The sequence below is a fragment of the Streptomyces sp. AHA2 genome (assembly GCF_036857595.1).
GTDB lineage: Bacteria > Actinomycetota > Actinomycetes > Streptomycetales > Streptomycetaceae > Streptomyces.
This window is the reverse complement of the sequence record NZ_JAUQWJ010000013.1, coordinates 46,575-68,315: the sequence shown is the minus strand read 5'-3', so window position 1 is coordinate 68,315 and position 21,741 is coordinate 46,575. Positions and strand designations below refer to the sequence as shown.

Genomic DNA, 21,741 nt, shown 5'->3' with positions numbered 1-21,741 from the left:
ATCCACATACCCCCCAGGGGACGCGTATGACCAGTAGTTCCGACGTGATCGAGGACGCCGCGAAGGCGCCCGGTCAGGCCAGCGACACCGCAGCAGCCTCCGCCACGCTGGGTGGCGAGAAGAAGCGGTCCATCGAGCAGCTCGCCCTGCTCCTCTTCATCATCGTCCCGTTCGTCGCCCTGCTGGCGGCCGTGCCGCTGGCGTGGGGCTGGGGAGTGAGCTGGCTGGACCTCGGTCTGCTGGTCTTCTTCTACTTCCTGGGGTGCCACGGCATCACGATCGGGTTCCACCGCCACTTCACGCACGGCTCCTTCAAGGCCAAGCGGCCGCTGAAGATCGCCCTGGCGATCGCCGGGTCCATGGCGGTCGAGGGGCCGCTGGTGCGCTGGGTGGCCGACCACCGCAAGCACCACAAGTTCTCCGACGCGGAGGGCGACCCGCATTCGCCGTGGCGGTTCGGCGAGACGCTGCCGGCCCTGATGAAGGGCCTGTGGTGGGCGCACATCGGCTGGATGTTCGACGAGGAGCAGACGCCGCAGGAGAAGTACGCCCCGGACCTGATCAAGGACAAGACGCTCCGGACGATCTCGCGCCAGTTCGTGCTCTGGACGGTGGTGTCGCTGGGTCTGCCGGCGCTGATCGGCGGTCTGGTGACGATGTCCTGGTGGGGCGCGTTCACCGCGTTCTTCTGGGGTTCGCTCGTGCGGGTGGCCCTGCTGCACCACGTGACCTGGTCGATCAACTCGATCTGCCACGCGGTGGGCAAGCGCCCGTTCAAGTCGCGTGACCGGTCGGGCAACGTGTGGTGGCTGGCGATCCTGTCGTGCGGCGAGTCCTGGCACAACCTGCACCACGCGGACCCCACGTCCGCGCGGCACGGTGTGATGCGCGGGCAGGTGGACTCCTCCGCCCGGCTGATCCGCTGGTTCGAGCTGGCGGGCTGGGCGTACGACGTGCGCTGGCCGTCACGCTCGCGTATCGATTCGCGCCGTGACGGCGGGGAAGGCGGCTCCCGGCGCGGGAAGGAGCCCGTCGAGGCGGCATGATGGTCGCTGTGGCGACCGACTCGAGCAGCAATCCGAGCAATGACAAGCCGCGGCGAGTGCGTCGCACCCGTATGACCGGTGCCGAGCGCCGTCAGCAGCTGCTGGAGATCGGTCGCACGCTCTTCGCCGCGAAGGGTTTCGAGGGCACGTCGGTGGAGGAGATCGCGGCCAAGGCCGGGGTCTCCAAGCCGGTGGTCTACGAGCACTTCGGCGGCAAGGAGGGCCTGTACGCGGTGGTCGTGGACCGCGAGATGCGGTGCCTGCTCGACATGGTGACCGGTTCGCTGACCGCCGGTCACCCGCGCGAACTGTGCGAACAGGCGGCGTTCGCGCTGCTGGACTACATCGAGGAGTACACGGACGGGTTCCGCATCCTGGTCCGTGACTCGCCCATCCCCCAGTCGACGGGGTCCTTCGCGTCGCTGATCTCGGACATCGCCACGCAGGTCGAGGACATCCTGGGCCGCGAGTTCAAGAGCCGCGGCTTCGATCCGAAGCTGGCCCCCCTGTACGCCCAGGCCCTGGTCGGCATGGTCGCGCTGACGGGTCAGTGGTGGCTGGACGTGCGCAAGCCGAAGAAGGCCGAGGTGGCCGCGCACCTGGTGAACCTGGCGTGGCACGGCCTGGACGGCCTGGAGGCCAAGCCCCACCTGATAGGGCGCCGCAAGGCCTGACCGGCGCCGGCGGAAACGTCCCCGGCCTCAGCTCTCCCTGCGGGCCACGGCGAAGACGCGGCGGAAGGGGAACGGGGTGCCGTGCGGGCCGGGCGGGTAGGCCTCGCGCAGGGCCGCGCGGTACTCGGCGACGAACGCCCCGCACGCCCCGGGATCGTCGCCGAGAGCGGTGAGCACGGGCCGCAGCCCGGTCCCCTTGACCCAGTCGAGCACCGGGTCCTCGCCGTGCAGCAGGTGGAGGTACGTCGTCTCCCACACGTCGGCCGCGCAGCCGAGCGAGGTCAGCCGCTCGTGGTAGGCCGCGGGGGTGAGCACGGCGTCGGCGTGGCGCAGGACGCCGTCGAGCCGGTCGCGCCAGCGGGGTGACGCGGCGAGGTCGCGCATGAGGCGGTGGCTGGGGGCGTCGAAGTTGCCCGGCACCTGGAAGGCGAGGGTGCCGCCCGGTTTCAGGGCGGCCGTCCAGTCGGCGAACCGCTCGGCGTGGCCGGGCACCCATTGCAGGGTGGCGTTGCTGATGATCAGGTCGTGCGGTGCGCCGGGTGTCCAGGTGCGGGCGTCGGCGGGGGCGAAGTCCAGCCGTCCGCCGCCCGCGGTGGGCCCCTCGTGGTCCACGTGGGCCTGGTCGAGCATCTCGGTGGAGTTGTCGTAGCCGGTGATCCGGGCGGTGGGCCAGCGGGCGGCGAGCAGGGCCGTGACGTTGCCCGGGCCGCAGCCGAGGTCGGCGATGCGGGGGCGGTCCGGTGGCTGCGCGGGCAGCTCGGGGACGCGGGCGAGGAGGTCGGCGAAGGGGCGGGCGCGGTGCCCGGCGTGGCGCAGGTACTGGGCCGGGTCCCAGGCGGGGGTGGCGGCGGGCATGGGTCCTCCTGGCGTCCGGGCGGTGTCCTGGTGCTTCCGTGGGGTGTGCACCCAGCGTGATCCCCACAGTATCTTGATGTCAAGAAGATCGACGTCAAGAGACTCTACGTCGACACAACCACTACACTGATCGTCATGGAGGACGAGGTCGATCGGCTGGTCGCAGCGTGGCGCCGGGAGCGCCCGGACCTCGACGTGGAACCGCTCGAGGTGCTCAGCCGCGTGAGCAGGCTGGCCCGGCACCTGGACCGGGCCCGGCGCCTGGCCTTCTCGGAACACAACCTGGAGCCGTGGGAGTTCGACGTGCTGACGGCGCTGCGCCGGGCGGGCACGCCGTACCAGCTCTCGCCGGGGCAGCTCCTCACCCAGACCCTGGTCACCTCGGGCACGATGACCAACCGCATCGACCGGCTGGCGAAGAAGGGCCTGGTGGAGCGCCTGCCGGACCCCAGCGACCGCCGGGGCGTGCTCGTGCGGCTGACGGACGAGGGACGGGACCGCGCGGACCAGGCCCTGTCCGGGCTGCTGGACCAGGAGCGGGCGATCCTCGCGGAGCTGTCCCGCAGCCAGCGCGGGGAACTGGCCGGGTTGCTACGCCAGTTGACCGCCCCGTTCGACAACATCCCCGGCTAGGTCGACCGGTCCGACACCGGCCCGCCGGGCCAGGGCGACGGCGGCGAGGGTGGAGTGCACGCCGAGCTTGCCCAGCACGTTCTGCATGTGGGTGCGCACGGTGTGCGGCGACAGGTACAGGCGCTCGGCGACGGCCTTGCGCCCCAGCCCCGCCACCATGCACCGCAGCACCTCGCGCTCACGCGGCGTGAGCGACTCCACCAGGCGCTCGCTCTCGGTGCGGTGCTTGCGGGCGGCGGTGAGTTCGCGCAGCACTCCGGTCAGCAGCGCGGGCGGCAGGTGCGTCTCGTCGCGCAGCACCCCGCGGACGACGGTGAGCAGCCGGGACAGCGAGCAGTCCTTGGCCACCCAGCCGCAGGCCCCGGCCTGCAGGGCGAGCGCGGCCCGCCGCGGGTCGTCCTTCTCGGCGAGCACGACGATCCGTACGTTCGGCTGCGCGTTGCGCACCCCGGTGACCAGGGAGATCCCGTCGACCAGCCCGTCCTCGTCGCCCTCCTGCACGGGTACGGCCGGGCGGGCGCCCGGGACCCTGCCGCCCAGGTCGGCGTCGACGAGCAGCACGTCGTAGCGGCGCCCCTCGGCGACCGCCCGCTCCAGGCTGCGCAGGGCGGCCGGGCCGCTGCCGGCCGCGGACACCTCGACATCCGGCTCGGCGGCCAGGGCCGCGGCGAGCGACTCGGCGAAGATGCGGTGGTCGTCGACGACCAGGACTCGGATGCGAACCACGTAACCCCCTTCCCCGTTGCTCCCGAGGAGCAGGGGATCCCCATCGTCGGAAGACGGCACCGCGCGGGCACGACGCCGGAGTGCGGTGACCGGCCGCGTCCGTCCCTGTCCGCAGCCCCACCGGGGCGCCGCAGCCGCACGGCCGCCGCCGTGCGGAACCGGCACCCCCACCCCGGGCGTCGTACCCGGCTGTCTCGCCCCCTGAGCGGCACCGGCCCCCACCGGTGCTGTTCATCAGAGTACGGACGGGTGCCCGGAGCGGAAGGTTATTTGCAGAACTGACTGTCCGACGCGTTTATGGTGTGCCGCATGTTCCGTCTTGAGACAGAAGTCGACAAGGACCGACGTGATCTGCTCCGCACCCGGTTGCGGGACTCCAACACGGCCGCCTCCGCGATCCTGCGCTCGCTGCGCGGCACGCCCGGCGAGCGGGACGTCCCCTTGCATGTGTGGGCTGTGAACGAGACGGACGGCACCCTCGCCGGCGGGCTCGTCGGCTACACCTGGGCGACCTGGCTGCACGTGACGCACCTGTGGGTCGACGACCGCCACCGCGGCGCGGGACTGGGCAGCCGCCTGCTCGCACGAGCGGAGGACGTCGCGCGCACGCAGCGCTCCTGCCGCTTCTCCCGCCTGGAGACCTGGGACTTCCAGGCCCCCCGCTTCTACGTGAAGCAGGGGTACCGGGTGGCGTGCACCGTGCCGGACTATCCGCCGGGCATCACGGAGTACTTGCTGACGAAAACGCTCGGGTGAGGCTCAGGCCAGCCGGCGGGCGCCCGCCGACGGCACCGCCTCGAAGACCCGGGGCGCGGTGAAGCCCGCCGCGGCGAAGGCCTCCGTCACCGCCTTCGTGATCGCGTCGACGTCCGCCTCCTCGGCCAGGACGATCGCCGAGCCGCCGAAGCCGCCGCCGGTCATGCGGGCGCCCAGGGCGCCGGCCGACAGGGACGCCTCGACGACCAGGTCCAGCTCGGGGCAGGAGATGCGGAAGTCGTCGCGCAGGGAGGCGTGGCCCTCGACCAGGACGGGGCCGATGCCTCGGGTCTCGCCCGATTCGAGGAGGGAGACCACGCGCTCCACCCGCCGGTCCTCGGTGACCACGTGCCGGACCAGGCGGCGGACCTCCTCCTCGTCGCCGAGGCGCCTCAGGGCCGCGTCCAGGTCGTCGTAGGCGATGTCGCGCAGGGCGTCGACGCCCAGCAGGGCCGCGCCCTTCTCGCAGCCCGCGCGGCGCTTGCCGTACTCGCCCTCGCTGTGGGAGTGCTTGACCTGCGTGTCGACGACCAGCAGGCGCATGCCCCCGGCCGCCAGGTCGAAGGGGATCTGCCGCTGGGAGAGGTCCCGGGTGTCGAGGAAGAGGGCGTGGCCCTCCTCGCAGCAGGCCGACGCCGTCTGGTCCATGATGCCGACGGGCGCGCCCACGTAGACGTTCTCCGCGCGCTGGCACAGGCGGGCCAGTTGCCAGCCGCGCAGGCCCAGCGCGAACAGGTCGTTCAGGGCGAGCGCGATGACGACCTCCAGGGCCGCCGAGGACGACAGGCCAGCGCCCGAGGGGACCGTGGAGGCCAGGTGGACGTCCGCGCCGGTGACCGCGTGGCCTGCCTCGCGCAGGGCCCAGACCACGCCCGCCGGGTACGCCGTCCAGTTCTTGTCGGACCCGGGGGCGAGGTCGTCCAGGCGCAGTTCGACGACGCCGGAGTCGACGTCGGCGGAGTGCAGGCGCAGCACGGCGTCGTCGCGGGGCGAGACGGCCGCGACCGCCGTGTGCGGCAGGGCGAACGGCATGACGAAGCCGTCGTTGTAGTCGGTGTGCTCCCCGATGAGGTTCACGCGGCCCGGCGCCGCCCAGACCCCCTGCGGCGCGGTGCCGTACAGCTCGGTGAACCGTTCGGCGACCGTCTCGGCAACAGCCTCGCTCATGCCCTGCTCCCCTGACTCTTTCGTAGCTACTGCTCGGCGTGCCGCTGCGCGAAGTCCCACGCGTCGGCGACGATGCCCGCGAGATCCGCGCGGGACGGGTTCCAGCCCAGCTTCTCGCGGGCCGTGGCGGCGGACGCCACCAGGACCGCCGGGTCGCCGCCCCGGCGCGGGGCGACGATCTCGGGGATCGGGTGGCCGGTGACCCGGCGGACGGTGTCGATGACCTCGCGGACGGAGAAGCCGTTGCCGTTGCCCAGGTTGCAGATCAGGTGCTCGCCCGGGGTGGCGGCCTTCAGGGCCAGCAGGTGGGCCTCGGCCAGGTCGGCGACGTGGATGTAGTCGCGCACGCAGGTGCCGTCCGGCGTCGGGTAGTCCTCGCCGAAGACGGAGATCGCCTCGCGCCGGCCCTGCGCCACCTGCAGCACCAGCGGGATGAGATGGGACTCGGGGTCGTGGCGTTCGCCGTACTGCCCGTAGGCGCCCGCCACGTTGAAGTAGCGCAGGGAGACGGCGCCCAGGCCGTGTGCCGCCGCCTCGCCGGTGATCATGTGGTCGACCGCGAGCTTGGAGGCGCCGTAGGGGTTGGTCGGCCGGGTGGGGGCGGTCTCGACGATCGGGACCTGCTCCGGTTCGCCGTAGGTGGCGGCCGTGGAGGAGAAGACCAGCGTGCGCACGCCGGCCTCGCGCATCGCGTCGAGCAGGGCCATGGTGCCGCCCACGTTGTTGTCCCAGTACTTCTCGGGCTTGACGACCGATTCGCCGACCTGGGAGGAGGCGGCGAAGTGCAGCACGCCGTCGAAGGAGGAGTCCAGCCATTTGGCGGCGTCGCGGATGTCGCCCTCGACGAAGGCGGCCCCGGCCGGGACGCCTTCGCGGAAGCCGGTGGAGAGGTCGTCGAGGACGACGACCTCGTGACCGGCCTCCAGCAGGTGCTGCGCGACCACGCTGCCGACGTATCCCGCGCCGCCCGTCACCAGGTACTTCCCGCTCATGAACTCGCTACCTCTCGCAGTCGCTCGGCCGCGCGCTCCGGCGGCACGTCGTTGATGAACACGTTCATGCCGGACTCGGAACCCGCGAGAAACTTCAGCTTGCCGGAAGTGCGGCGGATGGTGAAAAGCTCGAGGTGCAGTGCGAAGTCCTCGCGCACCACGCCGTCGAACTCCTCCAGCGCGCCGAACGGTGCCTGGTGCCAGGCCGCGATGTACGGCGTCGGCGGCTCGCCCTCGCCGAAGATCCGGTCGAAGCGCCTCAACAGTTCCAGGTAGACCTTGGGGAATTCTGTGCGGGCGGCCTCGTCCAGGGCGAGCAGGTCGGGCACCCGCCGCTTGGGGTAGAGGTGGACCTCGTAGGGCCAGTGCGCCGCGTACGGCACGAAGGCCACCCAGTGCTCGCCCTCCAGGACGACCCGCTCACCGGCGAGTTCGCGCCGCACGACGGCGTCGAAGAGGTTCTCCCCGCCCGTCATCTCCTTGTGGGCCGCGGCCGAACGGAGCATCAGGGCGGTGCGCGGGGTGGTGAAGGGGTAGGCGTAGATCTGCCCGTGCGGGTGCTGGAGCGTCACCCCGATCTCGGCGCCCCGGTTCTCGAAGCAGAACACCTGCTCGACGGCGGGCAGGTGGGACAGCTCCGACGTGCGGTCGGTCCACGCCTCCAGCACCAGGCGCGCCTGCTCCTCGTCGAGGTCGGCGAAGGAGGCGTTGTGGTCGGAGGTGAAGCAGACGACCTCGCAGCGGCCCGAGTCGCCGGCGAGGGAGGGGAAGCGGTTCTCGAAGACGACGACGTCGTAGGAGGAGTCGGGGATCTCGCTGAGCCGGTCGCCCTCCGAGGGGCACAGGGGGCACTCGTCGGCCGGCGGGTGGTAGGTGCGGCCCTGGCGGTGCGAGGCGATGGCGACCGCATCGCCGAGCAGGGGGTCGCGGCGGATCTCGGACGTGGTGACCGTGCGGCCCAGGGGGCGGCGGTCGGCCGCGTCCCGGACGGTGTCGTCACGCAGGTCGTAGTAGATGAGCTCGCGGCCGTCGGCCAGCCGGGTCGAGGTCTTCTTCACGCCGGACTCCCTCATCCTGCTCACTCATCCTTCAAACATAACCCAACATATTGAAACACAACTCACCACAGCGGGTCAACATCACAATCAAACAAAGTGCACCACCGGACGTGTTCAATGACTGAACGCGGAGAAGTAGATTCCGCCAGGTATCGGTTCGCGCAACGAAGCGAGGGCTCATGCATCCCCCCCTGTATCTGTCGGCCGAGCTGCGGCTCCCCACCAACTGGCTCGACTACACGATCCTCGGCATCTACTTCGTCGTCGTCCTCGGCATCGGCTTCGCCGCCCGCCGGTCGGTGAAGACCAGCCTGGACTTCTTCCTGTCGGGCCGCTCCCTGCCGGCCTGGGTCACCGGCCTGGCGTTCATCGCGGCCAACCTGGGCGCCACCGAGATCCTCGGCATGGCCGCCAACAGCGCCCAGTACGGCGTCTACACGACGCACTGGTACTGGATCGGCGCCATCCCGGCCATGGTCTTCCTGGGCCTGGTGATGATGCCCTTCTACTACGGCTCCAAGGTCCGCTCGGTCCCCGAGTTCCTGCTGCTGCGCTTCGACAAGGCGGCGCACCTGCTCAGCGCGGTCCTGTTCGCCTTCGCCGCCATCCTCATCGCCGGCGTCAACCTGTACGCCCTGGCCATCGTCGTCGAGGCGCTGCTGGGCTGGCCGGAGTGGGTGGCGATCGTGGTCGCCGGGTTCTTCGTGCTGGCGTACATCACGCTCGGCGGTCTGTCCTCGGCGATCTACAACGAGGTGCTGCAGTTCTTCGTCATCCTGGCCGCGCTCATCCCGATCACCGTGCTCGGGCTGAAGAGCGTCGGCGGCTGGGACGGGCTGTCGGACTCCCTCACCGAGTCCCGCGGCGCCGACTTCATGACGTCCTGGGGCGGCACCGGCATCGGCAGCGACAACCCGCTGGGCGCCAACTGGCTGACCATCGTCCTCGGGCTCGGCTTCGTGCTGTCCTTCGGCTACTGGACGACGAACTTCGCCGAGGTGCAGCGCGCCCTGTCCGCGAAGAACCTCTCGGCGGCCCAGCGCACACCGCTGATCGCCGCGTTCCCGAAGATCTTCATCGTGTTCCTCGTGATGATCCCCGGCCTGGTCGCCGCGGTCCTGGTGCCGAAGATCGGCACGGCCGGCTCGGACCTGCAGTACAATGACGCGATCCCCTACCTGATGGAACAGCTCCTGCCCAACGGCGTGCTGGGCATCGCCGTGACGGGTCTGCTGGCGGCGTTCATGGCGGGCATGGCGGCCAACGTGTCGTCGTTCAACACGGTGTTCACGACCGACATCTGGGCCAAGTACGTCGTGAAGGACCGCGAGGACGGGTACTACGTCCGCTTCGGCCGGCTCATCACCGCGATCGGTGTCCTGGCCTCCATCGGCACGGCGTTCCTGGCGTCGTCCTTCTCCAACATCATGAGCTACCTGCAGACGCTGTTCTCCTTCTTCAACGTGCCGATGTTCGTGGTCTTCATCATCGGCATGTTCTGGAAGCGGGCGTCCATGAAGTCCGGCTTCTGGGGACTCCTCGCGGGCACCACCGCCGCGATGGTCAACTACTTCGTGCTCTACAAGCAGGACGTCATCGACATCCCGTCCGACCAGGGCGCGAACTTCGTCTCGGCGATCGCGGGATTCGTCGCGGGCGCGGTCGTGATGGTGGCGGTGTCGCTGTTCACCAGGCCCAAGCCGGCCGCGGAACTCCAGGGTCTGGTCTACGGCACGACCTCGCCCGGCATGTCGGAGCCGCCGGCGCCCGGGGACGAGGCGTGGTACCGCAAGCCGGCGCTGCTGGGCTGGGGCGCCGTGATCCTGGCCGCGGCCTGCTACATCCCGTTCTCGTTCTGACCGTTCCCGCGTTTTAGAGGGAGGATCGACAGATGTCCGAGTTCTACTCCGAGAAGGACGTGCAGCGGGAAGTCACCGAGCTGCAGGGCAAATCGGCGACGGCCGCCCGGCTGTTCGACATCCGCCGCATCATCGGCGGGCTGTTCGTGCTCTACGGCGTCATCGTCACGATCGCCGGCTTCACGGCGTCCGACGCCGACATCGACAAGGCGGAGGGCGTCAACATCAACCTCTGGACCGGGCTGGGGATGCTGGCCCTCGGCCTGTTCTTCCTGGTGTGGCTGAAACTGCGGCCGGTGGCTCCCCCGCCGCCGGACGTGACGCCGGACCAGGAGCCGAGGGACTGAGGGATCCCGGTCGCCCAGGGCCTGCCGAAGCCGGAACTCACCGGCTTCGGCAGGCCTTCGCCGTCGGCTCGGGACCGAAGAGCCGGCACGTGAGGACGGGTGCTTCTCAGGGTTCCCGGCCCGGTGGCGGGGCTGCTCGGTCCAGGAGGCCCGTTCGGGCCGCCAGGGCCGCTGCCTCCAGGCGGGAGCCGACGCCCAGTTTCATCAGGACCCGCTGGACGTGCGTGCGGGCCGTGGAGGGGGCGATGCCCATGCCCGCCGCGATCAGGCGCGTGTCCTCGCCGTCCGCGACGCGGACCAGGACCTCGACCTCCCGGGGCGTGAGCATCGACAGCAGCCGCTGCCCCTCGTCGTCCGGCTGGGCCGCAGGGTTCAGCAGCTCGGCGAACGCCCCCTGCAGGAGCTGCGGCGCCACGGCCGCCTCCCCCGCCCGGGCCTTCATGATCGCCCGCTCGACGCCCTCGATGCGCTCGTCGTGCCGGACGTACCCCGACGCACCCGCGGCGAAGGCCGCCGCGATGCCGCGCGGGCTCGGCACCGGCCCCAGCACCAGCACCGCGACCTGCGGCCGCTCCCGCTTGATCCGCACCACCGGGTCGAAGATCCCCGGCTCCGCCGGTGCGGCCGTGCCCAGCAGGCACACCTCCGGCGCACGCGTGATCACCAGCTCCGCCGCCCCCGCGGCCGGCGCCGCGGCGGCCAGCACCCGGTGCCCCCGCAGCTTCAGCGCCGAGGCCAGCGCCTCGGCCAGCAGACGGTGGTCGTCGACCACCATGAGCCGCACTCCCATCGAGCAACCCCCCAGTCACCCCGGTCCCCCGATGGAAGCCCCCCGGCTCCCCCGCCTTCATGCCCCCGGAAGCTACACGCTTGTTCGACGTCGCGCTCCCCCTACCGGTGAGAATCGCCCCGGATCGCGGATATTCCTCGCACACGGGGTTGACCGGCCGAAACGCGAGCGGTCCCGCCCCCGGGCGGGGACGGGACCGCTCTGCCCGCCGGCCGGTCAGGAACCGACCGGAAGGCGATCAGCTCGTACCGAAGCCGACCGCGAGGTACTCCTCGTCGCCCGAGGCGGACCGCTTGCTCGCGTACACCCGGGACATGAACAGCTGCCCGTCGGCGTAGAGGTACTCGGAGTAGTCCGGGGACATCCGGGTCTCCACGTCCCGCACCTGCTCGGTCGCCGGGTTCTCCAGCAGCTTGGTCTGCCGGAAACTGCCGCCGTCGATGCTGACGACCTGCCCGCCCTTGTCGTACGGGGGGCGCTTGTAGGCGATCACGTTGCCGCCGTCCATGCGCAGCGGCGAGATCGTGTAGCCGTCACCGGCGTCGGCCCGCTGGCCGGTCTGCTTGCCGGTGGCGAGGTCGAAGGCGACGATCTCGTTGGTCTGGCTGTACTTGCCGGTGCCGTCGTGCTCCTCGGTCGGCAGGTAGAGCCGGTCGGCGCCGACGGCGATGCCGGTGCAGTACTCGATGCGCGTGATGCCCTCGCAACGCGCCGCGAACTGCTCGCCCGGCGCGGCGATGCGGGTGCGCAGCTTGCCGGTCTTGTTGTCGATGGAGAAGAAGTCCGAGATGCCGCTGCCGTCGCCCGCGGAGTCGCCGACGTCGGCGGCCACCACGAGCGGGTCGGTCGACACGACGCTCGCGTACTCGATGTCCTCGGCCATCTTGTACTCGGAGATCACCTTCCCGGACTTCGGGTCGATGGTCTGGATGTGCAACTGCCGGGCCCCGTACGAGCCGCACTTGCGCACCGCGACGAGCCTCTCGCCGCCGCCGTACCCGGCGTCGTAGCAGGAGTCGCTCGTCTTGGGGCTCCACAGGAGCTTGCCGGAGCTGTCGAACGCGGCGCCGCCGCTGGTGCTGCCGACGGCGACCGTCCCGCCGCTGAGCGTGACGTTGTTGAAGCTGATCGGGTCACCGCCGGTGTCGACCGTCTTGGTCCACAGCTTCTTGCCCGCGTCGAGGTCGATCAGGGCGATCTGGCTGCAGCCCTGCGAGGGCTTGGCCTTGGTGGGCATCGCGGGCTGGTAGAGGATCGCCGTCTTGTTGTCGGCGGTGACGTGGCGGCTGGCCTGGCAGACCGGGCCGGGCAGCGGAACGGTCCACAGCTCGGTGCCCTTGTCGCGGTCGTAGCCGACGATCTTGGCGATGCCGCTCTTGACGTACGCCTTGTCGGTGAGCCACGAGCCGGAGACGACGACCGTGCTGTCGTTCTTCACCTCGGGCGCCGGGACCTGGAAGAGGACCTTGGCGGTGGGGTCGGCCGGGGCCTTCTCCTTGCCGCCGGAGGCGCCGCCCTTGCCGTCGCCGGAGCCGCCGGTGCCGCCGGTGGAACCGGCGGTGTCGTCCTTCTTGCCCTCGCCGCCCTGGCCGGACTTGGCGTACCAGACGCCGCCCCCGACGATCAGCGCGATCGCGACGACCGCGGCGACGATGATGGCCACCTGGGCGTTGAACTTCCCGCCGCCGCCCGGCCGTCCGGCCTGCGGCTGCTGCGGCACGGCCCCCTGCGGGTAACCGTAGCCGGGCTGCCCGTACCCGGGCTGCTGTCCGTAACCCGGCTGCCCGTAGGGCACCGTCGGCGGCTGTCCGTACCCGGGCTGCCCGTACGGTCCTGGCTGCTGGCCGGGGTAGCCGTAGCCCGGCGCCGTCTGCGGCGGCTGGGGCGGCTGGGGTGCGCCCTGGGGGTAGCCGTACCCGGGCTGCGGCGGGGCCGCGGGGGGCGTCTGCGGGGCCTGCTGCGGATAGCCGTAGCCCGGTTCCGGGGCCTTGTTCAGGTTCGGTCCGCCGGCGGGTGGCGGGGTCTGCGGGGGCTGGTCCTGCGGCGGCTGGTCCGGGGGCGGGCCGAACCCGCCTCCCTGCGGGGGCTGCTGGGGCGGCGGAGGGGGCGGCTGGGTCATGACGTGAGTACCTCGGGGAAGGGGACGGACGGCGACGGAGGGACGGGCGGTCCGGGAGGGGGAAGGGTCACTTGCCGTAGGCGAGCATCAACTTCTCCTTGGAGTCGTCGTTTCCGCTCAGCCGGGTGGTGGAGAGGTAGAAGCGCCCGTCGGCCCAGTCGATGTCCTTGGAGAAGAAGCCCTTCTCGATGTCCGCGGCGCCCTGCGGGTTCCGCAGCAGCTCGGCCGGCTTGTGGCTGCCGCCGCCGGTCGGGATGGCGACGACCCGACCGCCCCCGTTGTACGAGGGCTCCACGTAGGCGATGAGCTTTCCGTCCTCGACCTTCATCGGGAGCATCGACTCCTCGGCGGGGGACTTCACCCGCCACTTCTCCTTGCCGTTCGCCAGGTTGATCGCGACGATCTCGTTGGCGCCGGTGGTCGCCTTGGTGGGCAGGTAGAGCGTGTCGCCGTCGGCGGCGACGCCCTCGCAGCCCTGCAGGTCCCGCGCGAGGATGGCCCAGCCGCAGTCGGGGGCGAAGTCCTCGTCGAAGCCGACCTGGGAGCGGAACTTGCCGCCGGAGGTGAAGGTGGAGATGTTCCAGGCCTTCTTGTCCTCGTTGGTGCTGTAGATCACCAGCGGGCTCACCGAGTAGGCGCGGGCGACCCGCCAGCCCTTGTCGAACTTCTGCGTCCAGCGGACCTTGCCGGTCCGCGGGTCCAGCTCCTGCACCTCGTCGTGCTGGTTGTCGCTGCCCGCGCCGCAGGAGGAGACGGCGACGAGCTTCTCGCCGCCGGCGAACGCGGCCGGGAAACAGGTGTCGCCGTAGCGCTTCTTGTCGAACAGCTTCTTGCCGCTGGTGACGTCGTACGCCGTGCCCGACTGGGAGCGGCCCACCATCAGCGTCTTGCCGGTGACCGTCAGCTCCACGGAGAGGGTGGAGTCGAACAGGGCGCCGTCGGCGACCTGCCGGGTCCAGCCCTTCTCGCCCGTGTCGAGGTCGATCTCCTGGAGCTGGTTGCACTTGGCGCGGTCGCTGCTGCCGCTCATGTACGCCACGACGATCTTGTCGTCGGCCGTCTTCTGCGGGGTCGTCGCGCAGATCTTCTGGGGGAAGGTGACGGGGTCCCAGGCGGGCTTGCCGTCGCTCACGTGGAAGGCGAGGAGCTGCTTGTAGGCGGCCTTCACGGCGGTCTTGTCCGTGATCCACATGCCGGGGGCCTCGGCGCCGGAACCGGGCGCGTCGGGGGCCTCCTTGTACCAGAGGACCCGCGCCTCGCCGGCCTTGCGGCCCTCGTTGAGGTTGTCCGGGTCCTCGCCGCCGTCACCGTCGCCGTCACCGGGGTTGACCGGTGCGGAGGAGCCGCCCTTGGGGTCGTCGCTGCCCTGCGCGACCGGCTTCTTGTCGCCCTTGCCGTCCCCCGTCGCGGTGACCGCCCACACGGTGCCGCCGACGACGAGCAGTGCGGCGACGGCCGCGCCGATGACGACTGCCGGCTTGCCCTTGAAGGGGCTGCGCGAGCCGCCCGGGGGCGGGGTACCGGGTCCGCCGGGGTAGCCGGGCTGCTGCGGGTAGCCGTAACCGGGCTGCCCGTAGGGTCCCGGCTGCTGGGGCTGCCCGTAGGGTCCCGGCTGCCCGTACGGCCCGGGCTGCTGCGGCTGGCCGTAGGGGCCGGGGGCGTACGGCCCCGGCTGCCCGTACGGGCCCGGCTGCTGCGGGGGCTGCTGGGGGTAGCCGTAGCCCGGCTGCGGCGGGCCCTGCGGGGGCGGCGGGGTCTGGGGCGGGCCCTGGGGTGGTGGCGGGGTCGGCGCCCCGAAGCCACCGCCCTGCGGCGGCGGGTCCTGCGGTGCTCCGAAGCCACCCTGCGGCGGCTGACTGGGCGGCTGAGACATCAGTCGCTCCCCCCGTTTCACTGATTTTTCGCCACGCCCTGAGGCACCCGGTGCGCTCAGAGTCGTTCCATAAAGTTCTAAGACGGCTCTTTCTATCACCCCGTTCCGACAAGCGAACGGGCCGTCCCGCCCCCTGTTCCCAAGGGAGGACCGGCCCGTGATGCCGTCGTTACGCGCCTTCACGCGCCCTTCACGCGTCGTCGGCGAGTTCCAGCCAGCGCATCTCCAGCTCCTCGCGCTGACCGGCCAACTCCCGCAACTCCGCATCCAGTTCGGCCACCTTCGCGAAGTCCGTGGCGTTTTCGGCGATTCGGGCGTGGAGCTTGGTCTCCTTCTCGGAGACCTTGTCGAGCTGCCGCTCGATCTTCTGCAGTTCCTTCTTGGCGGCGCGCTGGTCGGCGGAGCTCCGCTCCGGGGTGGCGGACTGCTGCGCGGGGGCGGGGGTGGCGGCGGCCGCCGCCTCCTCCATGCGCCGGCGGCGCTCCAGGTACTCGTCGATGCCCCGGGGCAGCATCCGCAGGGCACCGTCGCCGAGCAGCGCGAAGACGCGGTCGGTGGTGCGCTCGACGAAGAACCGGTCGTGGGAGATGACGACCATCGAGCCGGGCCAGCCGTCGAGGACGTCCTCCAGCTGGGTCAGCGTCTCGATGTCGAGGTCGTTGGTGGGCTCGTCGAGGAAGAGGACGTTGGGCTCGTCCATGAGCAGGCGCAGCAGCTGGAGCCTGCGGCGCTCACCGCCGGACAGGTCGCCGACCGGCGTCCACTGCTTCTCCTTGGAGAAGCCGAACGTCTCGCACAACTGCCCGGCGGTCATCTCCCGGCCCTTGCCGAGGTCGACGCGCTCGCGCACCTGCTGCACGGCCTCCAGCACGCGCGTGTTCGGGTCGAGTTCGGCGACCTCCTGGGAGAGGTAGGCGAGCTTGACGGTCTTGCCGACGCGGATGCGCCCGCCGGCGGGCTGGGCCTCCCCCTCGGTCCGGGCCGCCTGGGCCATGGCCCGCAGCAGGGACGTCTTGCCGGCGCCGTTGACCCCGACGAGGCCGATCCGGTCACCCGGCCCCAACTGCCAGGTGACGTGCTTGAGCAGGACCTTGGGGCCGGCCTGGACGGTGATGTCCTCCAGGTCGAACACGGTCTTGCCCAGCCGCGAGGACGCGAAGCGCATCAGCTCGCTGCTGTCGCGGGGCGGCGGGACGTCCTTGATCAGCTCGTTGGCGGCCTCGACGCGGAAGCGGGGCTTTGACGTGCGGGCGGGCGCACCGCGGCGCAGCCAGGCCAGCTCCTTGCGGACGAGGTTCTGCCGCTTGACCTCCTCGGTGGCGGCGATGCGCTCGCGCTCCGCCCGGGCGAAGACGTAGTCGGAGTAGCCGCCCTCGTACTCGTAGACAGCGCCGCGCTGGACGTCCCACATGCGGGTGCAGACCTGGTCCAGGAACCAGCGGTCGTGGGTGACGCAGACCAGGGCGGAACGCCGGGTCTGCAGGTGCCGGGCGAGCCAGGCGATGCCCTCGACGTCGAGGTGGTTGGTGGGCTCGTCCAGGACGAGGAGGTCCTGCTCCTCGATGAGGAGTTTGGCGAGGGCGATGCGGCGGCGCTCGCCACCGGACAGCGGGCCGATGACGGTGTCCAGGCCCTTGGGGAAGCCGGGCAGGTCGAGCCCGCCGAACAGGCCGGTGAGCACGTCCCTGACCTTGGCGTCGCCGGCCCACTCGTGGTCGGCCATGTCGCCGATGACCTCGTGGCGGACGGTGGCCTCGGGGTCGAGGGAGTCGTGCTGGGTCAGCACGCCCAGACGCAGTCCGCCCGAGTGGGTGACGCGTCCGGTGTCGGCGTCCTCCTGCTTGGCGAGCATGCGGATGAGGGTGGTCTTGCCGTCGCCGTTGCGCCCGACGACACCGATGCGGTCCCCTTCGGAGACGCCGAGGGAGACGCCGTCGAGCAGCGCACGGGTGCCGTACACCTTGCTGACGTTCTCGACATTGACCAGGTTGACGGCCATTTCTCTCCTGCCAAGGGGGATGGATCGACCCTCCAGGGTAGTCCGGCACGGGGGTGCTCCGGCCGGGGTGTTCAGGAGGGAGCGGCTGGGGCACCGGTGGCCTCCTTCCGCCGCCGGCGGTGAACGCCACGTCGCTCGCGGGATCCGGTCGCCGTGCCAGGGGCCGTCCGGGTCGACGGGCCGGCCCGCCGGTCGCCGTCCACGCACCGCGGGCCGTGGCGCTCGGCCAGGCCGTACACGGCGTGGGCACGGACCGGCCCGGAGGCGTCGTCGGTGACGGCGTCCAGGACGTCGCGGACCTCCGCTGAGCGCCCGGGGCGAGGAGGCGAGCCGCGAGCGGGCCCGCCGCCGCACGTGCTCGTCCGGGTCGCGGACCAGGACGAACGCGTCCGGGAGACTGTGCGCCGCCGGGCGGACGGCGCACGCGGTCAACGGCCGACGACCGTGGCGCCCCGCGCCGGGCCGACTGCCGTCCGGACCGTCCGGCAGGTTCCGGAGGCGAGCAGCGTCTGCGCCACCGCCGCCGCCGACTCCGGGTCACGGACCAGGAAGGCCGTCGTGGGGCCGGAGCCCGACACCAGGGCGGCCAGGGCGCCGGCGGCGCGGCCCGTGGCCAGGGTGCCGGCGAGTTCCGGGAAGAGGGACAGCGCGGCGGGCTGCAGGTCGTTGGAGACGGCCGCGGCGAGCGCGTCCGGGTCGCCCCCGGCGAGGGCGGCGAGCAGTTCCGGCGAGGCGACCGGCTCGGGGATGTCCGTGCCCTCGCCCAGCCGGTCGAACTCCCGGAAGACGGCCGGGGTGGACAGACCGCGCTCCGCCATGGCGAAGACCCAGTGGAAGGAGCCGCCGACCTCCAGGGGCGTCAGCCGCTCGCCCCGTCCGACCCCGAGGGCGGCCCCGCCGACCAGGCTGAACGGCACGTCGCTGCCCAGCTCGGCGCAGATGCCGAGGAGTTCCTCGCGGGAGGCGCCGGTGCCCCAGAGGGCGTCGCAGGCGACCAGCGCGCCGGCGCCGTCCGCGCTGCCGCCCGCCATGCCGCCGGCGACGGGGATGTCCTTGGCGATGTGGAGGTGGACGTCGGGGCTGCGCCCGTACCGCTCGGCCAGCGCGATCGCCGCGCGCGCCGCCAGGTTCGTGCGGTCCAGGGGGACCTGGTCGGCGTCGGGGCCGTCGCAGGTGACGCGCAGCTCCTCGGCCGGGGTGACGGTGATCTCGTCGTGGAGGCCCACGGCGAGGAAGACGTTGGCCAGGTCGTGGAAGCCGTCGGGGCGGGCGGCGCCGACCGCCAGCTGGACGTTGACCTTGGCGGGCACGCGGACCGTGACGCTCACGCGGACTCCCCTGGCTGGTTCCGGTCCGCCTGGTGCTCGGCGATCCGCGCGAACTCCTCCACCGTCAGGGACTCGCCCCGCGCCTGCGGCGAGACGCCCGCGGCGACGAGGGCCTCCTCGGCGGCGGCCGCGGAGCCCGCCCAGCCGGCGAGTGCGGCCCGCAGCGTCTTGCGGCGCTGGGCGAAGGCCGCGTCGACCACGGCGAAGACCTCCCTCTTGGACGCCGTGGTCTGCAGCGGCTCGGTCCGGCGGACCAGGGAGACCAGGCCGCTGTCCACGTTCGGCGCGGGCCAGAAGACGTTGCGGCCGATGGCGCCGGCGCGCTTGACCTCGGCGTACCAGTTCGCCTTGACCGAGGGGACGCCGTAGACCTTGGAGCCGGGGGCGGCGGCGAGCCGGTCGGCGACCTCCGCCTGGACCATGACGAGGGTGCGCTCGATGGTCGGGAAGGTGTCCAGCATGTGCAGCAGCACCGGGACGGCGACGTTGTAGGGCAGGTTGGCGACCAGCGCGGTCGGCGCGGGCCCGGGCAGGTCGGTGACGTGCATGGCGTCGGAGTGGACCAGGGCGAACCGGTCGGCGCGCTCGGGCATGCGGGCCGTGACGGTGGCGGGCAGCGCGGCGGCGAGCACGTCGTCGATCTCCACGGCCGTGACCCGGTCCGCGGCCTCCAGCAGCGCGAGGGTGAGCGAGCCGAGCCCCGGGCCGACCTCGACGACCACGTCGTCGGGGCGGACCTGCGCGGTGCGGACGATGCGCCGGACGGTGTTCGCGTCGATCACGAAGTTCTGTCCGCGCTGTTTGGTGGGGCGTACGCCGAGGGCTGCCGCGAGTTCTCGGACGTCGGCGGGGCCGAGCAGGGCGTCGGGGGCGGGGCTGGTCACGGGGACAAGGGTACGGGGGATCGCGCACCCGGCCGTCCGCGCGGGCCCCGCCCGGCTCCCCACGGCCGGGCGGTCCGCGCGCTACCCGTGCAGGCGGCCGCCGCAGTGCGGCCAGGGGCTGGCTCCGCGGCGCACGTACAGCTTCTTCGCCCGGTACGTCTGCTCCGCCGCGGGCGCGTCCTGGGGGCGGCCCCGGCCGCCGAGCTTCTGCCAGGTGTCGGTGTCGAACTGGTAGAGGCCGCCGTAGGTGCCCGACGGGTCGACCGCGTCGGGCCGGCCGCCGGACTCGCAGGCGGCCAGGCCCTGCCAGTTCAGGTGGTCGGCGCCCCGCACCGACTCGGGGCGGGGCTTGGTGCCGACCTTCACCTCCTGGGGGCGCGGCACACGGATCACCTCGGACTTGAGCCGGCGCGGCTGCTGCCGGACGCCGTTGACGGTGCGCACCGCGTAGGTGATCCGGCGCAGGCCCGGCTCGCCGGCGCTCTCGACGACCTCGGTGCCCCGGAACAGGGTCGGATCGTCCGTGCGCCGCACCTGGAAGGGGATGGCCTCCTCGCGGACCTCCCTGCCCCCGGTGATGCGCAGGACGGTGACGGTCTGCCCGTCGCGCGGGAAACTCGTCTGCGCCACCGAGGTGGTGTCCTGGCCGCGCAGGGTGATCCCGGCCTGCTCGACGGCTTCCCGGACGGTCGCCGCGTTGGTGCGGACGGTGCGGGCGCGGCCGTCGGCCATGATCGTGACGGTGCGCTCGGTGCGGACGTCCAGCGCGAGGCCCGCGCGCCCGATGGGCCGGGATCGCGGGGTGGACACGTAGGCGCCCTCCTGCCGTACGCCCAGCTGGCGCAGGGCCCCGGCGACCGTGCGGGCCGTCGTCCACACCTCTCGCCGGTGGCCGTCGAGGGTGAGCCGGAGGGGGCGGGCGTAGAGCACGGAGACCTCGTCGCCGTTGCCGATGCCGGTGCCGCGCCCGGGGGTCACCACGTCGTGTGCGCCGAGTTCCACCCCCTCCTCGGCGAGCAGTTCGGTGACGTCGTCGGCGAAGGTGTGCAGGGTGCGCTCCTTGCCGTCGACCGTCAGCTCGATCGCCTTGTCCTCGGCGACGAAGGCCGTGGTGCCACCCGCCAGGAAGGCCACGACCAGGGCCTGCGGGAGCAGCCGCAGCACGGAGCTGTCGGGGCGTTCGACGAGGCGGGTGCGGCGCCGTCTCGGCGATCTGCGGTGCGAGCCGGTGCGTGCGGCGGCCCGGGATCCGGCTCGCGATCCGGCTCGGATCCCCGCCTCCCCGTCCGGCTCGTCGCGCTCGGCGTACGCGGGCGCCGGGTCGCCGTCCGGCACGCCCTGCCGGGGCAGGCCGGGCAGGGTCGGCCCCTCGTAGGCGGGCCGGTAGGTGTCCGCGTAGGCGGGCCGGTAGGTGTCCGCGTAGGCGGGCCGGTAGGTGTCCGCGTGGGTGTTGGGGGTGCCGTACGCGAGGGTCTCGGCGCTGTGCAGATCGGCGGGCGGCACGGCGAAGCCGCCGTACGCCGCCTCGGCGTAGGCCGGGCCGTACGTCTCGTACGTCTCGTACTGCGGGCTGCTCACGCCGACACGCTCCAGGGGCCGGGGGGAGTCCAGAGGGGTCCGGATCGGGCCCCCAGAACCTAGCGGAGCGGTCGTCACTCTCCAAAGCGGCTCGACTACGCACAGTCGTGCGGGGAGGGGCGCAGGGGTCAGTACCCGAACGCGCGCGCGGTGTTCGCGCCGAGGGCCGTGGCCAGCGCGTCCTCGGCGATGCCGCGCACCTCGGCCATGGCGCGCACGGTGACCGGCACGAGGTAGGGGGCGTTGGGCCGCCCGCGGTAGGGCACCGGCGTGAGGAAGGGCGCGTCGGTCTCCACCAGCAGCAGGTCCAGCGGGGCCACGGCCACCGCGTCACGCAAGTTCTGCGCGTTCTTGAAGGTGACGTTGCCGGCGAAGGACATGAAGTAGCCCGCGGCCGCGCAGATCTGCGCCATCTCGGCGTCGCCGGAGTAGCAGTGGAAGACGGTCCGCTCGGGGGCGCCCTCCTCCTTCAGCACGCGCAGGACGTCGGCGTGGGCCTCGCGGTCGTGGATGACCAGGGCCTTGCCGTGCCGCTTGGCGATCTCGATGTGGGCGCGGAAGGACCGCTCCTGCGCCTCCTTGCCGTCGGGGCCGGTGCGGAAGTAGTCGAGTCCGGTCTCTCCGACGCCCTTGACCTGCGGCAGCGCGGCCAGCCGGTCGATCTCGGCGAGGGCCTCGTCCAGGGCCGCCGGGCCGCCCGGTGCGCGGGCGCCCTGCCGGGACCATCCGTCGGGGTCGCCGTGGACGATCCGGGGCGCCTCGTTCGGGTGCAGCGCGACCGTGGCGTGGACGGCGTCGTGCGCGGCGGCCGTCTCGGCGGCCCAGCGCGAGCCCTCGAGGTCGCAGCCGACCTGCACGACCGTCGTCACGCCGACCGACGCGGCCTTCGCCAGGGCCTCCTCGACCGTGCCGGACTGCATGTCCAGGTGGGTGTGGGAGTCGGCGACCGGTACCCGCAGGGGGTCCGGCAGCGGGGGCGCGGCGTGCTTGTCGGGGTCGTTGGCAGGCATGCCCCGATCCTACGGAAGGCCGACGCCCTCCCCCGCGGGGGAGGAGG

General features: G+C 72.2%; 19 protein-coding genes. 6 read left to right on the top strand and 13 right to left on the bottom strand.

Annotated features, from left to right (window positions below; genetic code table 11):
- The first annotated feature begins 26 nt into the window (after positions 1-26).
- Entirely contained in the window at positions 27-1,046 is a 1,020-nt protein-coding gene (locus tag Q5694_RS24540; protein WP_333935465.1) for an acyl-CoA desaturase, read from the top strand.
- A complete protein-coding gene (locus Q5694_RS24535; RefSeq protein WP_333935464.1) occupies positions 1,043-1,720 on the top strand; it encodes a TetR/AcrR family transcriptional regulator in 678 nt (225 codons plus the stop codon). Before Q5694_RS24540 ends, Q5694_RS24535 begins: the two co-directional genes overlap by 4 nt.
- A gap of 27 nt (positions 1,721-1,747) precedes the next feature.
- On the opposite strand, the gene Q5694_RS24530 is transcribed toward Q5694_RS24535, so the two are convergent.
- Positions 1,748-2,575, bottom strand: coding sequence for a trans-aconitate 2-methyltransferase (locus tag Q5694_RS24530; protein ID WP_333935463.1), 828 nt, complete (start codon positions 2,573-2,575; stop codon positions 1,748-1,750).
- Between the two features lie 135 nt (positions 2,576-2,710).
- Here Q5694_RS24530 and tamR point away from each other — a divergent pair, with 135 nt between their 5' ends.
- Positions 2,711-3,208 carry a MarR family transcriptional regulator TamR gene (gene tamR / locus Q5694_RS24525; RefSeq protein ID WP_333935461.1) on the top strand — a complete coding sequence of 166 codons (498 nt, stop codon included), beginning with the start codon at positions 2,711-2,713 and terminating at the stop codon, positions 3,206-3,208.
- On the opposite strand, the gene Q5694_RS24520 is transcribed toward tamR, so the two are convergent.
- Positions 3,167-3,934 (bottom strand): response regulator transcription factor, encoded by a 768-nt coding sequence (locus Q5694_RS24520; RefSeq protein ID WP_333935459.1) that lies wholly within the window; start codon positions 3,932-3,934, stop codon positions 3,167-3,169. The two genes, tamR and Q5694_RS24520, sit on opposite strands and share 42 nt — an antisense overlap.
- 297 nt (positions 3,935-4,231) lie before the next feature.
- Between Q5694_RS24520 and Q5694_RS24515 the strand changes: the two genes are divergently transcribed.
- Complete coding sequence (locus Q5694_RS24515) at positions 4,232-4,690, top strand: GNAT family N-acetyltransferase (RefSeq protein ID WP_333935458.1); 459 nt, start codon at positions 4,232-4,234, stop codon at positions 4,688-4,690.
- Positions 4,691-4,693: 3 nt separating this feature from the next.
- Here Q5694_RS24515 and galK read toward each other — a convergent pair whose 3' ends face one another.
- From galK to galT, 3 genes are read right to left on the bottom strand one after another with little or no spacing between them, the layout of a single operon-like run.
- The gene (gene galK / locus Q5694_RS24510) at positions 4,694-5,857 is read right to left on the bottom strand and encodes a galactokinase (RefSeq protein ID WP_333935456.1); all 1,164 of its coding nucleotides are present in this window, start codon (positions 5,855-5,857) and stop codon (positions 4,694-4,696) included.
- Positions 5,858-5,883: 26 nt separating this feature from the next.
- Entirely contained in the window at positions 5,884-6,849 is a 966-nt protein-coding gene (gene galE, locus Q5694_RS24505) for a UDP-glucose 4-epimerase GalE (protein WP_333935455.1), read from the bottom strand.
- Positions 6,846-7,907, bottom strand: a complete 1,062-nt coding sequence (gene galT, locus Q5694_RS24500; RefSeq protein ID WP_333935454.1) for a galactose-1-phosphate uridylyltransferase — start codon at positions 7,905-7,907, stop codon at positions 6,846-6,848. Before galT ends, galE begins: the two co-directional genes overlap by 4 nt.
- Positions 7,908-8,086: 179 nt before the next feature.
- Between galT and Q5694_RS24495 the strand changes: the two genes are divergently transcribed.
- Both Q5694_RS24495 and Q5694_RS24490 read left to right on the top strand, forming a co-directional pair.
- Positions 8,087-9,766 carry a sodium:solute symporter family protein gene (locus Q5694_RS24495; protein WP_333935453.1) on the top strand — a complete coding sequence of 560 codons (1,680 nt, stop codon included), beginning with the start codon at positions 8,087-8,089 and terminating at the stop codon, positions 9,764-9,766.
- Positions 9,767-9,798: 32 nt separating this feature from the next.
- Positions 9,799-10,113: a hypothetical protein gene (locus tag Q5694_RS24490; RefSeq protein ID WP_333935451.1), complete on the top strand. Its 315-nt coding sequence runs from the start codon at positions 9,799-9,801 to the stop codon at positions 10,111-10,113.
- A 106-nt stretch (positions 10,114-10,219) separates the two neighbouring features.
- Here the strand turns inward: Q5694_RS24490 and Q5694_RS24485 are convergent, their stop codons facing one another.
- The 8 genes from Q5694_RS24485 to Q5694_RS24450 all read right to left on the bottom strand — a co-directional run bounded on the left by Q5694_RS24485 (position 10,220) and on the right by Q5694_RS24450 (position 21,694).
- Positions 10,220-10,903, bottom strand: a complete 684-nt coding sequence (locus tag Q5694_RS24485; RefSeq protein WP_333935450.1) for a helix-turn-helix transcriptional regulator — start codon at positions 10,901-10,903, stop codon at positions 10,220-10,222.
- Positions 10,904-11,141: 238 nt separating this feature from the next.
- Positions 11,142-13,022: an outer membrane protein assembly factor BamB family protein gene (locus tag Q5694_RS24480; protein WP_333935449.1), complete on the bottom strand. Its 1,881-nt coding sequence runs from the start codon at positions 13,020-13,022 to the stop codon at positions 11,142-11,144.
- 67 nt (positions 13,023-13,089) lie between these two features.
- The gene (locus Q5694_RS24475) at positions 13,090-14,895 is read right to left on the bottom strand and encodes an outer membrane protein assembly factor BamB family protein (protein ID WP_333935448.1); all 1,806 of its coding nucleotides are present in this window, start codon (positions 14,893-14,895) and stop codon (positions 13,090-13,092) included.
- A gap of 190 nt (positions 14,896-15,085) precedes the next feature.
- Positions 15,086-16,894: an ABC-F family ATP-binding cassette domain-containing protein gene (locus Q5694_RS24470; protein ID WP_333935447.1), complete on the bottom strand. Its 1,809-nt coding sequence runs from the start codon at positions 16,892-16,894 to the stop codon at positions 15,086-15,088.
- Between the two features lie 428 nt (positions 16,895-17,322).
- A complete protein-coding gene (locus Q5694_RS24465; protein WP_333935446.1) occupies positions 17,323-18,222 on the bottom strand; it encodes a 4-(cytidine 5'-diphospho)-2-C-methyl-D-erythritol kinase in 900 nt (299 codons plus the stop codon).
- Entirely contained in the window at positions 18,219-19,106 is an 888-nt protein-coding gene (gene rsmA / locus Q5694_RS24460) for a 16S rRNA (adenine(1518)-N(6)/adenine(1519)-N(6))-dimethyltransferase RsmA (RefSeq protein ID WP_333935445.1), read from the bottom strand. Before rsmA ends, Q5694_RS24465 begins: the two co-directional genes overlap by 4 nt.
- A gap of 81 nt (positions 19,107-19,187) precedes the next feature.
- The gene (locus tag Q5694_RS24455; RefSeq protein WP_333935444.1) at positions 19,188-20,684 is read right to left on the bottom strand and encodes a ubiquitin-like domain-containing protein; all 1,497 of its coding nucleotides are present in this window, start codon (positions 20,682-20,684) and stop codon (positions 19,188-19,190) included.
- Positions 20,685-20,812: 128 nt separating this feature from the next.
- Complete coding sequence (locus tag Q5694_RS24450; RefSeq protein ID WP_333935443.1) at positions 20,813-21,694, bottom strand: TatD family hydrolase; 882 nt, start codon at positions 21,692-21,694, stop codon at positions 20,813-20,815.
- Positions 21,695-21,741 lie beyond the last annotated feature (47 nt).

Bases quoted from the DNA above. Each gene is read 5' to 3' on its own strand.
- Q5694_RS24540 (WP_333935465.1), top strand. From the start codon at position 27: ATGACCAGTAGTTCCGACGTGATCGAGGACGCCGCGAAGGCGCCCGGT.
- Q5694_RS24470 (WP_333935447.1), bottom strand. From the start codon at position 16,894: ATGGCCGTCAACCTGGTCAATGTCGAGAACGTCAGCAAGGTGTACGGC.
- Q5694_RS24530 (WP_333935463.1), bottom strand. From the start codon at position 2,575: ATGCCCGCCGCCACCCCCGCCTGGGACCCGGCCCAGTACCTGCGCCAC.
- Q5694_RS24450 (WP_333935443.1), bottom strand. From the start codon at position 21,694: ATGCCTGCCAACGACCCCGACAAGCACGCCGCGCCCCCGCTGCCGGAC.
- galE (WP_333935455.1), bottom strand. From the start codon at position 6,849: ATGAGCGGGAAGTACCTGGTGACGGGCGGCGCGGGATACGTCGGCAGC.
- Q5694_RS24485 (WP_333935450.1), bottom strand. From the start codon at position 10,903: ATGGGAGTGCGGCTCATGGTGGTCGACGACCACCGTCTGCTGGCCGAG.
- Q5694_RS24495 (WP_333935453.1), top strand. From the start codon at position 8,087: ATGCATCCCCCCCTGTATCTGTCGGCCGAGCTGCGGCTCCCCACCAAC.
- tamR (WP_333935461.1), top strand. From the start codon at position 2,711: ATGGAGGACGAGGTCGATCGGCTGGTCGCAGCGTGGCGCCGGGAGCGC.
- Q5694_RS24480 (WP_333935449.1), bottom strand. From the start codon at position 13,022: ATGACCCAGCCGCCCCCTCCGCCGCCCCAGCAGCCCCCGCAGGGAGGC.
- galK (WP_333935456.1), bottom strand. From the start codon at position 5,857: ATGAGCGAGGCTGTTGCCGAGACGGTCGCCGAACGGTTCACCGAGCTG.
- Q5694_RS24515 (WP_333935458.1), top strand. From the start codon at position 4,232: ATGGTGTGCCGCATGTTCCGTCTTGAGACAGAAGTCGACAAGGACCGA.
- Q5694_RS24475 (WP_333935448.1), bottom strand. From the start codon at position 14,895: ATGTCTCAGCCGCCCAGTCAGCCGCCGCAGGGTGGCTTCGGAGCACCG.
- Q5694_RS24490 (WP_333935451.1), top strand. From the start codon at position 9,799: ATGTCCGAGTTCTACTCCGAGAAGGACGTGCAGCGGGAAGTCACCGAG.
- Q5694_RS24535 (WP_333935464.1), top strand. From the start codon at position 1,043: ATGATGGTCGCTGTGGCGACCGACTCGAGCAGCAATCCGAGCAATGAC.